General features: G+C 52.8%; 8 protein-coding genes. 1 reads left to right on the top strand and 7 read right to left on the bottom strand.

Annotation, left to right across the window (positions count from 1 at the left end):
- Positions 1 to 39: 39 nt before the first annotated feature.
- The 7 genes from R3C20_02775 to R3C20_02745 form a co-directional block, all read right to left on the bottom strand.
- Entirely contained in the window at positions 40 to 405 is a 366-nt protein-coding gene (locus R3C20_02775; GenBank protein ID MEZ6039402.1) for a hypothetical protein, read from the bottom strand.
- Between the two features lie 174 nt (positions 406 to 579).
- Positions 580 to 1,335 (bottom strand): sterol desaturase family protein, encoded by a 756-nt coding sequence (locus tag R3C20_02770; protein MEZ6039401.1) that lies wholly within the window; start codon positions 1,333 to 1,335, stop codon positions 580 to 582.
- Positions 1,336 to 1,692: 357 nt separating this feature from the next.
- Positions 1,693 to 2,976 (bottom strand): hypothetical protein, encoded by a 1,284-nt coding sequence (locus R3C20_02765; GenBank protein ID MEZ6039400.1) that lies wholly within the window; start codon positions 2,974 to 2,976, stop codon positions 1,693 to 1,695.
- A gap of 1,554 nt (positions 2,977 to 4,530) precedes the next feature.
- Positions 4,531 to 4,980, bottom strand: coding sequence for a hypothetical protein (locus R3C20_02760; GenBank protein ID MEZ6039399.1), 450 nt, complete (start codon positions 4,978 to 4,980; stop codon positions 4,531 to 4,533).
- Positions 4,981 to 5,088: 108 nt separating this feature from the next.
- Complete coding sequence (locus R3C20_02755; protein ID MEZ6039398.1) at positions 5,089 to 5,808, bottom strand: hypothetical protein; 720 nt, start codon at positions 5,806 to 5,808, stop codon at positions 5,089 to 5,091.
- A gap of 2,838 nt (positions 5,809 to 8,646) precedes the next feature.
- Entirely contained in the window at positions 8,647 to 9,156 is a 510-nt protein-coding gene (locus R3C20_02750; GenBank protein MEZ6039397.1) for a hypothetical protein, read from the bottom strand.
- 1,479 nt (positions 9,157 to 10,635) lie between these two features.
- The gene (locus tag R3C20_02745) at positions 10,636 to 10,836 is read right to left on the bottom strand and encodes a hypothetical protein (protein ID MEZ6039396.1); all 201 of its coding nucleotides are present in this window, start codon (positions 10,834 to 10,836) and stop codon (positions 10,636 to 10,638) included.
- A gap of 2,439 nt (positions 10,837 to 13,275) precedes the next feature.
- On the opposite strand from R3C20_02745, the gene R3C20_02740 reads away from it, so the two are divergent.
- Positions 13,276 to 14,256, top strand: a complete 981-nt coding sequence (locus R3C20_02740) for a DMT family transporter (GenBank protein ID MEZ6039395.1) — start codon at positions 13,276 to 13,278, stop codon at positions 14,254 to 14,256.
- Positions 14,257 to 14,288 lie beyond the last annotated feature (32 nt).

Here is a 14,288-nt window from a genome sequence, read left to right as displayed (position 1 = left end):
TCTGCTGCATGCGATGGATACCCGTCTTGAGCGATTTGGCTAATCATCACTCAGTTGGCTGGGCAGAGGCTTGCTGTTCTGCAATCGCTCCGCGTCTTTAATTCGGCGACACTCAGGACAATATGAGATCTTTGCGGATTCAACGAATTCGTATTCACGATCGCGCAGTGCAACCGGCATGTCGTTCGCGTATGGAAATCTGTTGTAGTCTTCAAAGTCAAAAGGCTCAACGTAGCTGACGGTGCCGTACCATGCTGGCTTTTCCTCGGTTTGAAGTGGCGATCTGTGCAAAGAACACACCTTGTTGGGCTCCGTCAATCCGCGACCTTCAGAGCGGATGTGCAACCAGCGAAAGCTGCAAAGAGTGTCAGTGCACAGCACAGGTGCTTCTCGTTGATTTGCCATCACAATTTTCGGTATGCGAATTGATGTGCCGTCACTGGGAGGCGTGAGAGCAGAAGATACCGCGCGGCTTCGGCCATTGAAAGATCGCATTGCTGCGGTGTTAAAGGGAAACAGCACACGTCGCCCGCGAAGGATGTTTCATTGAAAAAACGGGCAATCGCGTGCATAGCTTTGTTACCCGACATTGTCTCGATCTCGGAACGGGGCAGCGAGCATCGAACGAATGCAATGCGTGCTGGAATCATCGAATCCCTTCAATCCATGTGATATGGTCTCGGAAGACGTTCCAAAGGTACCGAAGGTGCGGTCCCAAATAGACAGGACAGATGAAAAGTTGCGTTCGAAATTAACAGGATCACGAGAATGATGCACTGAATGCATCGCAGGTGTGACGATGATTGTGCGTAAAATTGGATCGTATTTCGCGAGATCAATTCTTGAGTGATGCAGCATTGAGACGCCGACAAGTGCAGTCTCGTACACAAGCAGCAGATTCGGGTTTACGCCGAGCACGCACAGAATCGGGAGTCGGATGATTGCACCAACTCCGAGTTCGAGAAAATGAAAGCGGCCTGAAGTTGTCACATCCATTGCGTCGTCGGAATGATGAACTTCATGGAATCGCCAAAGCACGGAAAACTTATGGTTGGCTCGATGCCAAAGATATCCGAAAAGATCGAGCCCAAAGAACGCGACAACCGGAGAGGCAATTCCGAACCAGCTATGATGGAATTTGCCACAGACAGAAACGCTCAAGAGACCGATGGAGAAGAAAAGCAATACGCCATTGACAGCAGCCAAAGAGAGGTTAGCAATTCCGTGCCGAAGACGATTATTCTGCGGGCGGGAAAGATACGTTTCGGCTGTCCAGATGATTGCAAGCCACAACGCTGCTGGTATCAGGCGACTCGCTGCGTGATTGATCCCCATAGCGAAAAGGCCGTTCAGTGCTCGAGAGGCATCTAGTTCGACGGGTAACGAATGGCGATCTCCGCGACGGCAGGGTGCACGCGTATGGATCGAGCGCTGAACTTTGCCGCTTTACGAGTGCTTGTGGTTCGGTTGTTGGCTTGCGGGATTCATCACGATAATGGATCCGCTGCGGAGAAGTTTACCGATGGGGCGACGGGTTGTCACCCTGGGATTGGCGATTTGACGGTGGTTCGGTTCCGGCGGATTCTGGGATTGATTCGGATACGAATTTTGTTCGAGCAACGAATGGGGCGGCATCTTCGGAGTGGCGAAGAGATCGGTTTCTGATACGTTTTGTGTCCTCTTTTGCCGCATTTAGTCAGCAAGCGATTTCAGCTTTGACGACCATCGCAGGTAAAACAGAAAGTATGGATCCACGATGTCAAGAACAGTTTCATCCGGGTCCCATTCGACAACGCGTTGATCCGGATACATGTCTATTGCTAGTTTGGATATTTGACTGCAGGCCTGATAGATACTGGAATTTGACGGAATCTCATCGCGACATGTGTTCGCCATTCGATTCGCCAAGTCTTTTTGGTTGAACGAGAGAGATGGAGGATCAGCGGCCAAAGAAAGAAGGACCGCACGGTAAACATCACCGTTAGAGTTGTCGCTAAAGTCAAATTCTTTTCGTTCCGTTCCCCTGGTATTTGGCCCTTTATGGCACTTTGCTACCAATGAGCTAAAGTCTGTCCTTGACGAAGTCTCCTCTAGTATTTCCCGTCGTGCGTTGTCGTCTATCTCTAATTCTGTCAATTCCGACCGGTAATCACGTTTATCGAGCGAGAAACAGGTTTGCAGGCATAGTGCCTGCATTAGTTGCGGTGACCCAGAAGCTTCTCTGGCGAAAAACTCAACTGTAGCGGGATCGATCTGGAGATTAAGGAGCGGGAAGCCAATTGATGCAATTGCGACAAGATGGTTTGTATCCCAGTACTCCGAGTCTATCGCGCGAATTCGACCTCTCAATTCCGGGTTTCCACGAACGACATCATCCGATCGATGTGGAACCGACGCAGTACAGATCTTGATCCCAAGTCTCGCAGCTTCTTTTATTTCGCGAGCAACTGCCGACTGCACATCCCGGGGCATGTAGTGGAAATCATCGATTAAGATTACGAAATCGCTGTTTGCAATCTCTTTGGCTACGTGCTGCAGACCTGCTCGTGATTTCCTGGTTGATCGTTCGTTTCCTTTACTTCCAGAAACTGCAGCCGACCCACCAATCTCACCTTCTGCAACAATTGGAACTCCGGTCTTCCCTGAAGCTGATGCAGAAAAAGTTCCCCCAAACTCGGTTGATGACGACTCACTGGACTCGTCAGGAACCCCCATCCAATTCAATACACGCTCCCAGAGCATCGCACCGCTTTCCAAACCAGCACCGGTGACGATGATCAATTCAGCTTCACCAACTACCCTCTGAACGAGAACAGTTTTCCCAGATTTTGAAGGCCCAGAAACCGATACGATTTCGCCAGGTGTCTCGAGCGCATCGCGAAGACGACGTTCCATCGCTTCGTCATCTCGAGCAACGTAGGTCTGTACGGGGAAATCACTCGGGGTAAAGACATCAGTAGCTCGTAGAGTAGTCATAAAACTTCGGTCACTTGAGCGGGATAACGAATTGCGATCTCTGCGACGGCAGGATGCTGGCGTATAGATCGCGCGTTGAACTTTGCCGCTTTGCGAGTGATTGCGGCTCGGTTGTTGGCTTGCGGGATTCATCACGATAATGGATCCGCTGCGGAGAAGTTTACCGATGGGGCGACGGGTTGTCACCCTGGGATTGGCGACTTGATGGTGGTTCAGTTCCGGCGGATTTTGGCTTTGATTCGGATGTGACTGTTGTTCGAGCAACGATTGCGGCTGCATTCTCGAAGTGCGCAGCGGCGAAGAGATCGGTTTCTGTTTCGAAGCGATCTGAACATCGACTTGTGCTTTCAGAGACTCTGGCATCCATCCGGCTCCCGCGATCGATACCATGCTGGCCTCGCACCGCTGCGAAAGATGTGTCGCCAGCTTGTGCGACGGACGTATTCCACACGTTCCAATTCCTCACCACAGGGCGGACAACATCGGCCTGGCGAATCGGTGGGTTCCGTCTCCTGATCGAATTCGTGCGGCCATTCTGAAATCAATGGAGGACGTGGAATCGGATCTTGAGCTCGAACAATGGTCGCCGCCGGTACTGACTCGTACGCCAGACAACGGCCTTAGCTGTCCGGTCTGCGATCATCCACTGCGGTCGAATGCTTCACCCTCATCCGCCCGCCGCCGTTGGAACTCCGTGGCCGTTCTTTGGATCTCGCGATCACTCATTTCGAAAGCATTCAAAACTGAGTCCGCTACCCGTCGGCACTGATCCCGAAAAGATCGTCCCAAAGCAGCAAAATGCCGGCCGTCAGGCAACGCAAATCGGCGTCCTGATATTCCATCCACCAAATCTCGCAGCAAGAAAAGCCCGAATATCCCTCCGGGCTCCTTGAACAAACAATTAGAACTCGGCCACGCGAGTTTCTAATCCACTAGGGTTATGTAGCGCGGTATCTGACTATTCTGCCGATCTAAAATGCCCAGGAAACTGAGAGCGAAACTCCTCCCGGAAGCCAACTACGAACGCCTTCATGTGATCGCGTTCGGCTAGAATCGTTAGTATATCATCGACGCTCTGTATGCTGTTCTCTGTCGTCGCCTTTGAGGTTATTACCCTGACCCGGTTGAGCATTGAGGTCATTTCTGCGTTGGAGATGCGCGAGTGATCGGGGTGATACGTTGCGTTCATCCAAACATTAATTGGAGTGCTAATCGCACTGCGCCAGGACTGGGAATCTACGCCCTTTGGTGGAAATTTTTCGAGAGACGTAAACGCTTGAATTTGTTCAGTCTGGATACGAAACCACTCCCACTGTTGCCTTATATGTGAAGTTGCGAGGGCGACTATCACTACGACTGCAACTGATGGGAGCATAATGGAGAACAGCTTTTTGCCATCCACGACGTTCCCCTTGGGGGGCATAACGTCTGCCGTTACCGGGCACGAACGGAAGACTTTGATTCCAGTTGCCGCGTGAATGAGTGCTCCGGTTCACGGCTTTGTTCTGTCGCGGCTGATCCAGAACAGCGATCAGTAATGGAGTAATACGTTGTCTACCATTCTGGCTTGGCCAACCAGATCGTCCCATCATCAATTCCGTACCGGTGTGTGCCAATGCCCGCAACTGTTCCGTCTTGGCGGATAGCCAACACCAAATTAGAATCTTTGAGTCCGTACGCATGCTCAGTTGGACGGTCGATTTGCAACTCCGTCTTCGGATTCGGAGAGATACGCTTATGCACAGTGGAAACATTATCGTCGAGTTTGACGTACGAAGCGAGTTTTTTCAGTTTCTGCTGCGGTGATGATTCGGCGAGCAGAATCGACTCGATGGTTGCACGCGCAGTCGCGTTTGGACGACTCAACCGGAAGGCAACAGTCACAACTAGACAAACACACACGAGCAAAGACAGGTTAATAAGCTTGCGACTCCCAGTGCGTGGATGTGTCATGTTCTTGGCCTTTGTTGGATGCGGGATGGTCACCGACAGAACGACTGCCATCAGCCGATAGCGGGAGAAGAGTATCCATGTCAAGACGCGAGGTACCGCCAGTCCGCTGCATGGCCTTGTTCTGCTTTTGTCGCGATTGTCGAACCAAATGCTTCAGCCCTACTGGTTCTTGAACTTAACTGTACTGACAATCTGTTTGAGTATTGGCCAATCCTCAGTGCTCCGAGTTGAAATCGTGCCAGCGTTGAACTGAAAAATGCTGTCGCCGACATAGTAGTGTGCAGCAAGCCCTTCAACTTTTAAACCCTCCGGGCCATCAAGTTCGCTTTTAAGCCACACGATTCCTGTGGCCTCATCGAGTACCGGCACGCCAACAGTCATGGAAATATTGATGCCGCTTTGCTTCGCAGCCTCTTTTGCCATGGCACTGCCAGAGGCTTCAAACAGGTCCTGTGCCGCCTTAATCTTGTCTTTCGGCATGAGTCGAGCAGGAAGCTTTCGAACAAGGATGAATGGATGCACAAAGAGATCCGCCGCCAACACTTGATATCCGGCGATATAATCAATCTTCATTTTTGGCCCGGAAACCGCCTTGCCTTGGGCGGCCAGTGCGTCTGGCGAGATAGGACCCCAATCCTTTGGGACAACAATTGCGTATTGATTGTTCGATTCTTGAAGCTCTACCCAACCGTCAGGAATCACATCGGGCGATTGCTTCTCTGCTGAAGGTTCCTGCTCGGTTGGCGTAGTGGACACTGGAGCAGCGACGCTGGACTGTTGCACCACAGGTGCTGAGGCGACGTTAGAGGCAGGATCATCACCCGAGGTGCAGCCAATGAAACTTACGGCCAACAACGACGGCACAATGAATCGATTCATTACAGGCTTTCAGACAGAACGACCGCAATCACCCGGCTGCGGCGAGTGATGTTGTAAAGTGTGAAACACGCACCACCGCAGCTCGGTGTGCATTGGATTGTTCTGCGGTTACGAATTTCTCCAGACATCCGTGACCGTTGGGGATCTTGATTACGCGACAACAGCCCCACAATCCCGGGCGCAGTTTGATGGCAAAAGTATCACCAACACTCGGGAAGATTTTTTTGTCAGTTACCATGGATTTTGCCGCAGAACGACGGTGGTAACGGGGCCGCCGCCAAGAACCTATGATTTCAAGACTCGCGGCATCGGTGGCTCCCGTTCACCGCATGGTTATTTGGCTTTGTGCCAGCACTCGGGTCACTGTTCTTCGCACAACGCTGCGGTCTGGGCAGGTGTTTTTGCATTTCCAGTATTGTCGGCGAAATTCCAGTCCTCGCCAACCAATTCGGCGGATTCGTTTCGAGCGGGATATTCAGCCGTGTCTGGTTGTCCTGTGACGCGCATCCACGCGCGATGTGCCGCCGCATAAATTTCCGCCTCGGCATCAATACTTCGGCGAACCACACCGGCGATGCCACATCCGCAAGACTGTCAGGATTCGCGACAGCGTCGTGGTAGATTTGCTTGCCCATTCCAATGAGCCAACACCGAAAATAGTAGAAACCATCGTCGGACGCGCCATTAATAAGATACGCGGCCGCCCATAAATCGGTGCGATACGCTTGAGCCGCGAGACAGTCAAATTCGGTGATTCCGCTGAGCGATCTCCTCCGCGGGCAGTTGAGCTAGCACATCGGTGAGTCGTTGGTCCCAGTCTTCGGCGGATCGTGGATCAGAACAGCACGCGGTGTCGATGATTTGCCAGAACTGATCGTGGGTCATGCTGTTTGCCAAATAACGCTACGGTCAACGTGGCGGCGGCCAGAAACCGTTGCTTCAATTCCGACGTGATCCGCCGCTCACAGTTAAGCCGTTTGTTCTTCCGCGGATTCAGTTGCCACCTGGGCCGACTGAATCCGAGAAGTCAGGATTGGAGGATAGCTTAATCGGGAGTTTTGCATCCACGACGGCCTCCATTACGGACATTGCCTGTGGCGGCGGTTCGCCCGCCCCTTTTTCACGGTAGTACCAAACCACGCCGTTCTTTTCTTTGAGTTCTGCGAAAGCGGTCTTAAGTTCGTCAATGACGACCTGTTTGTCATTCAGCAGGAAATCGTCCCATCAGCGAGCACCTTGACCTTTGCGACATTTTTATCATCAAACGGAGTTGTGTTTGGTCATTCGAACCGAACAGCGGACTTGAAGACCTTGATTCGTTGCCGTCTGTCTGTGGTGTTTTCCGGAGCCGCAACCAACAAGCACAATGCAGACAACAGCGGCAATTGTGATTCAAGCACGTCAGGTTTCAGCAGTGTCATTTTCTCACCATTGGTCGCGTGAGTGGTTAGCGGAAGAACGTCTAAGCTAACCGGGTGGCGGTGAGCGACGTTCCACGTCAATTCGGTTGTTTCGCCACTCGGTTCAAACTGCCGTTCCGGCGTGCCTTTACTGTTGCGAAGTGTTCAGCCGCTGTTCCAGCGAGCGCACAGCCGATTGGTACCACCAGGGCTTTTACCAGGGCTTGGGCATCCACTGCGACAGCCACCAAGGTCGTTCCGGGAAGGTCGGGCGTTTTGCCAGCAGAGGGCACATCATCCGGCCCATTTAGCAACGTGGGGGCAAACTCAAGGTCGCTCCCTTTTTGCCCCCCTGGCAAGGGCGTTCTCGACCAACGCCAATGCACCATTCCAGCGCTGGAGCGTAGCGAACATCGTCGGCGACTCTGCCACCACATCTGGGCCAGCGTCTGCTTCGCGGTATATCAGTTCCTCGTCAGGCGTCGGTACTCGCGGATGCAGTTGCGAGAATCCTTGCGGCGATGGTCGGGCAAACTCACCCCGGAGTCCGACAACGCTATCCCGCCACGAACGCCATCGGCACGAAGTCTGCTAAGGCGTGGAGGGTCAGCTCGCCGAGGCCATCGCCACTTTGGATCGCATCGCCGAGACGAGCATGGCTCGTTCTAAACCTTCCACACCAAGCCTTCCGCCCATGAGTTGCTCGGCGTCTCGTAACATCAGAATGGTCTCAGCTGCCGTCCGAACCAACACTTTCGTGTCATGCCTTCCGAAGATTTCCCATCCTGCGAACCCATATGTCACAATTCCTGCTCTGACGCCGAACGACGATTGCGATGACCGCGGTCGCCGCGAGCGATCATCCCATGGAAAAACAGGCCGTTCAGCGACTCGGTCCATCGCTTGGTTCGTTGCTTCTATCGCGGACCCGGAAGCCGACGGGCAACTCCCATACGCTCACGAGTTCAACAGAAGAATCGCAATCGACACGAAAGTTAAATTGTCCGGCCGGAAGTTCAGTGTAGCAGGGGCCGTCCAATTTCCAGACCCGACCTTTCATCTCGTAGCTGCACGAGCCACTGAGCACATAGACGTGACACGCTCGCGAAGCGCATGCAAACTGAGTGCTGCCTTTGTACAAAGAAGGTGATATTCGAAAATCCCCATTGGCATAGTTGAACGAATGGCCTCAAGAGTCAAGGGCCCGCTGGCTCGATTACGTTCCAGGACGTGAATGTTTCGAACTCACTCGGCATCAGGTGGCCTTGTTGAAGCGGCGAACGACCACAATCACCAGGTTGCCGCCAGCGGCGACAAATTCAGATTCGACCCGGACGGCAAATCCGGTGCATTGTATTGTTAGCTGGCGTTTTCGGGATACGGATACAGTTGGGTCGACGTCGTGCCGTGGCAAAGATTAACCGTGGCCGACCGAAGGTCAAACTGCTTTATGAACCAGTCCGGAAAAGTAGTCCGATGACCATGACTTGAACCAAAGATGTCCAGGATCGGGCTGGAAAGTGATCTGTTGCCACTGTTCTGCGGCGGGTTCGATTTTCCGGATCGGCCCCGTTGCCTTGCCGCATGAATAATCTTTGTCGCCCAAGGCAAACCATGTTGAACCGTCTCGACGACCAGTGACTTGCTGAGAGCGTTTGCCAGCGAAGATACCAATACCGCACAGCGTTTCATTGACGAGTGTTGTTTTTGCTTTGCGACGTGCAGTTGCGTGAGCAGGAATTTCGGTGTGGTCATACCGTTGTGGGAAGATTTCGACATCGAACCCGGGGCCGTCGTCGCGGACGGTAGCGGCACCTGCATCGTCGGCTGCCGTTGTGATTGTGATCGCTGTCGCACAACCGGTTATTGCGTTGTCGAGTGCGATGCAGAGTGATTCAGTGAGCAACGTGTTGATCGCGGCAGGATCGTCGAGCGGACCGACGAACATCGCAGGCCGTCTTCAGACTGCCGTTCAGCCCGTCAATGATCTCGATATCGTCAGGACTGTACTCGGGTGTTGCCATGTGGTTTTGGTTTGCCAGCTAACGCCAGATCAGCCGGTTGGCGCGCGAGTTGACTTACCATGTGAAAGCCGCCGACGCCAACTCGGCTGCATCTTGTTGTTACTTGCGTCCCGCTATTTCAGTATTCGCCGTACGGCCATACCTGCTACGTTTGCGCCGTCAGATGATTTCCGCCGCCAGACGCGGCTCATTCGTGATCTCCCTGGTCCGACCTTGCGCATGAATCTTTGTGGTGCCATCAATCTCTTTGCATCCTTGTCTGCCAGTGACAACAATTCGGAAAAGTCTGCCGCAGATTTTCCAGCAGATCTGGTCTTTTCCACTAATCGGCCGCTGTCTCGTTCAGAAGTTCATCTTACATTTTCTTGGCTTTCGTCAGCGAATGCGATCCATAGCCGTCGTATCTGGGTCACGTAGCACCTGAAACTACAAAAGTCGACAGTAAAACGGTTGCCATCTGGGTGCGCTACAAATGGGTTGCCGACATCGCAGGTTCGCTCCGGAGGACCACAACGACCAAGTATGCGCCAGCAAGTAACGACTACGCTAACGGTTGCCGCAGGTGCTTCATTTCCAAAACCGTCATCCCGGCAACTCGGGTTCAACCGTTTTGTTCGTCGCGACTTTCGGGTTCCAATATACAACGTAGCGCAACGTAGACCACACGATACCGGTTGCCAATTTCGTCACAAAGTGCATTCCATTCGCGTCCGCATCTCGAAAGGTTGATCCAACGTCCCATAATCGACGCATTGTCGAACATTCAGCATTGCCGAAGCGCTCGTGTTCTTCATTGCGCATCAATAGGTGGTTGGTGCTATCCAGTTGTTTTTGGCGTTGGCTTAACTATGTCTTGTCGGAGAAATTAACTGAGCGTAATGGCGTCTGCGTCCACCTGATGTAGGCTGAAATTCAGTAAAGGCCATCAGCAGGGCATTTACAGAAGGAAGTTCGACCGCTTGAGTCGCAATGCATAAGTGAGTCGATCAAACGCCAGTCAGTAGTATGCCCTTGCCAGCAGAGTTAATGTCAATCTATTGCCAAAGATATAGCTCTTTGTTCCATGCAAGAACGAAACGGTCGCGAATCCGACCATTAACAGGCGTTGCGGTGGCAAACGCTGTCATCGAATGGCTGCCTGGAACCGGTTTCCGCTAGCAACGAACGTAAATCCGATGAGATCTTGATCGCCAGTCATCAGCAATGCCTGCGAAGTATAAATTTGTCATCGCTAAAGAAGGCCATCTTATTTCATCGACGAACGCTACACGGAGTAACGTGGCGTGAAACCGTTGCTTCGTTCAGGCAATGATCTGCCGCTCACGTTCAACCGTTTGTTCTTCCGCGGATTCAGTTGCCGCACGGAATGATGATTAGTTCGAGAAGTCAGTTTGGAGGACAGCTTAATCAGGTTTTGCATCCACGACGGCCTCCATTACGGACATTGCCTGTGGCGGCGGTTCGCCGCCCCTTTTCCTGATAGTACCAAACCACACCGTTCTTTTCTTTGAGTTCTGCAGCTTGATCTTAAGTTCGTCAATGACGACCTGTTTGTCATTCAGCAGAATCGTCCCATCAGCGAGCACCTTATTGCTTTGCGACATTTTTTATCATCAAGTGAGTTGTGTTTGGTCATTCGAACCGAACGGACTTGAAGACCTTGATTCGTTGCCGTCTCCGGTGTTTTCGGAGCCGCAACCAACAAGCACCATGCAGACAACAGCGGCAATTGTGATTCAGCTTACGTCGATTTCAGCAGCGTCATTTTCTATACCATGGTCGCGTGGTGATTGTGGAAGAACGACAGATCGTACAGTTTGCGCGGTTGATTTTCCAATGTGTGCACCAGTCCATCAAACACGCTCCGGCTTGCATCTTATTGTTGCCTCTTTTTGACTCACATCAACATCGTCTGCAAACGTCGATGATAGTTTGAACTAACCAAAAGCGGTAGTCACCGCGTAGTTAAAATCGTTCCTGTGACTTTCAGCTCCATACCATTGTCAGGAAGATAGATCGACAGCTGGTAGTGCTGGGTGAGACACGTCGAATTCAGACCGAACTCGTGTCCTTCTTCGGTTGCGCTGAGTCGCTCCAAAGGAGACGGGCGACCCGTAGTCACGAACGCCGAGTTTGCCGGTATGCTACCTATACGATCCACTCCGGATAGTCCATGGTATGTGGCAAAACCGTCACTCGTGAGCGTGATCAACTGCGTTGCCGCCCTCCAGTTTGATTAGATCCGGCCCCCAAAGCCTGGAGTTCGATTTTGGAGAACGGTAGAGAAGCACGAGCCATCTGCTATAAATCAGTGCATCATGCAGCCAATGAATGCGTATTTGCCAGTCGGCTCAATGGGGAGCTGCGAACCATTTTTCGCTGGGTGTATCGACCTGCATAGTGCCAGCACTTTTCTTTTGAACCAATCAGCAGCTAAGAATGGCAGAAGACAGGCAAACAAAATTCGCATCGGATGGCTATGGAAGACATCAACCCAATTGACAAGTAACTCTTCATTATCTTCATAAGCGTGATATCCTGATATTGGAAGGGAAAAAACGCGCGAATAGGCGGTAATATTCAATATCACGCGTGGGCAGATATTGTGCGATTGACGTCTAATCGACGGGTATCACAATACCCGCATGGCTTACAGGTGTCAATGTATCGCCCTTGAATGCTGAAGTTCGTACAAAAAGGGGTGGGGTGGATGTCGCTGCAGCCATGGAACATGCGTCAGCGCGATTCACCTGAGCGAGAGACGCACGCTGGTTTCCGCACTGGTTGGGAGTCGATGCTCTGATAGCTATCCAGCCGCCCGAAGGAAACCATCGAAGTCAACGCGTCGATGCTGATCCGTCGCTGGACCCGCTGCAGAGTGCGATCATAAAGACGTTCATCTTTTGATGTAGATCGTCGGAAGAACGGCGGTGAGAATGCGTCTGATCAGGCCTCCTTTGGGTCGGGTTAAACAGCGGCAGGCACTGTTCTGGAATAGAATGACCGTTCTTGATTGGTTCAGTCATCTGCACTGGCTCGACTGTGACCCGAGGGACGGATGGTTACGCGAGTGGTTGATCCTGCTCACGCTTTGGGTTTCCTTGTGGCACTGTCTTGGAGCACCTGTTGGAATCAGGCAGCGATCTTCGAACGGCGCAGGTCGTGAAGAACTACCGTCGTGAAGAAATGTGTGAGGCCGCTTGTGCTGAGGCCACCCTTCGGGCCGGTTCGGCAATTAGGGACAGACACCTCGCGTGAAGCAGCCTCCCCTTTCGGTCGGTTAAACGAGCAGCGAGCATAGCTCTGGAATGGAACGAACATATGCACTGGCACGACCGCGACAGATGGTCAGGGCAGTTCATCCCTCGCTCACGCTTCGGGTTTTCTTTTTGGCATGTGCGGGGTGATGTCTCACCAAAAGACGCCAATGCTGCCAAAAGGCGGACAACAATTCTGGGGGAACTTGAGGGGTCCAGACGGATGCCTCGAGCCTACGGACTGTTCTTCTGGCGTTTCGTCTTCGCGTCTTCGCGCCTTGGCGACTTTGCGTGCTCGCTCTCCGGTCCCTTGCTGACGCATCGGGTTTCCCGCTGGGCCGGTCTCACGGCGGTGCTGCCGGTTCCCGGACTGAGGCTGTCTCTCGCTCGCTTCGCGGTTCACGCCTGAGTTTACTCGTTCATGTTTCGGGTTTACTTTCGTGTCGTTTTTTGCAGCGGCCTGCTGAAAGACGAAAAGGGTATCGGCACCTGTCAGGCATGTCCCTGGTAACGCCGATAGCAGCACCACCATGATCTATTTTTACATCCGACAACAAAAGCCTCGGGGCATTCAGAGCCTGCAATAAGGCACTCGTCCGATGCATCAAAAATGAAGAATTCCTGAAAACTCTTATCAGGAAACCGGAAAACCCACGCTAAAAGGCCGGTACGTCTTCTGGTCGCGCCGTGTCAGTGGACTATCATTCGGTCTGTTCACTGATCGAGACATCCACTCATTCCGTTCCACCCGGGCGTTCAGAACCGTCTGACCGAACATCGAGACCTATGAGTACCGCCGCCGTTCGTCGTCCGGAATCGACCCAGCCTCCCGTACCGCCGCTGAAGACTGCGGATTCTGACGCCGCCAAAGGTGTCGCACTGGGATTGCTGGCAGCCGTCGGATATTCCGTAGCGAATCTGGCCTTGCGTCAACTGGCGAAAGGGCAGGGCGGTTTCTTCTGGGATGTCTGGATATCCGGAATGAAGGCACTGCCGACTTTTCTTGCTGCGGCTGTCCTGCTGGCGATGAATATTTCGAAGGGCAGAACAACTTTCCCGGCATGGTCTGCCTTTCGACCATTGATCGGGGCGGCGTTGCTGATGCAGTTTGGCGGTAACCTTGGCTTCCAGCTGGCACTGCGTGAAATTGGTTTGGCGATCACAGTTCCGATCGTGTTTTCTTCAATCATCGTCAGTGGAGCGATCGTCGGCCGCATCGTTGTTGGCGATGCCGTCTCTGTGCGCACAGCAATCAGTATGGGACTGATGGTCGCTTCAATCGGATTTCTTTCTGCCGCGGCTCATACCGGCGGTGGAAGCGTTGACCCATCGAAGAGTTCCGCATCCTTTGGAATTGCCATCGCGCTGGTATCCGGCGTCTCCTACGGACTGTGTGGTGTCGTGATTCGGCGCGTGGTGCAGTCAAAACTCCCGATTGAGGTCACTCTTTTGGCATTCAGCGTGACGGGGTTGTTGACTCTTTGTCCCATCAGCGCGGCAAATCTGGGGATTTCCGGGCTTAGAGCGATCAGCGGTCAGGACTGGTGGACAATGATTGCGGCTGGAACGTTCAACGCGGTAGGATTCTTCGCCATCACACACGCTCTTCGATTCCTCACCATCAGCCGCGCCAATGTGGTAAATGCCTCCCAGAATGCCATGTGTGCAGTGGGGGCATTTGTATTTTTTGCGGAACCGCTGACTTCCGTCACGCTGGCCGGAATTGGCCTGACCATCGTCGGTTTGCTGATTCTTGACCGCAAGTAGCAACAACCGGCGGCCGTCATGGCGTCCCGGCG

Source organism: Planctomycetaceae bacterium, assembly GCA_041398825.1.
Taxonomy (GTDB): Bacteria; Planctomycetota; Planctomycetia; order Planctomycetales; family Planctomycetaceae; genus F1-80-MAGs062.
The sequence above is the reverse complement of the archived record's forward strand: the minus strand, read 5'-3'. Positions and strand labels throughout refer to the sequence as shown.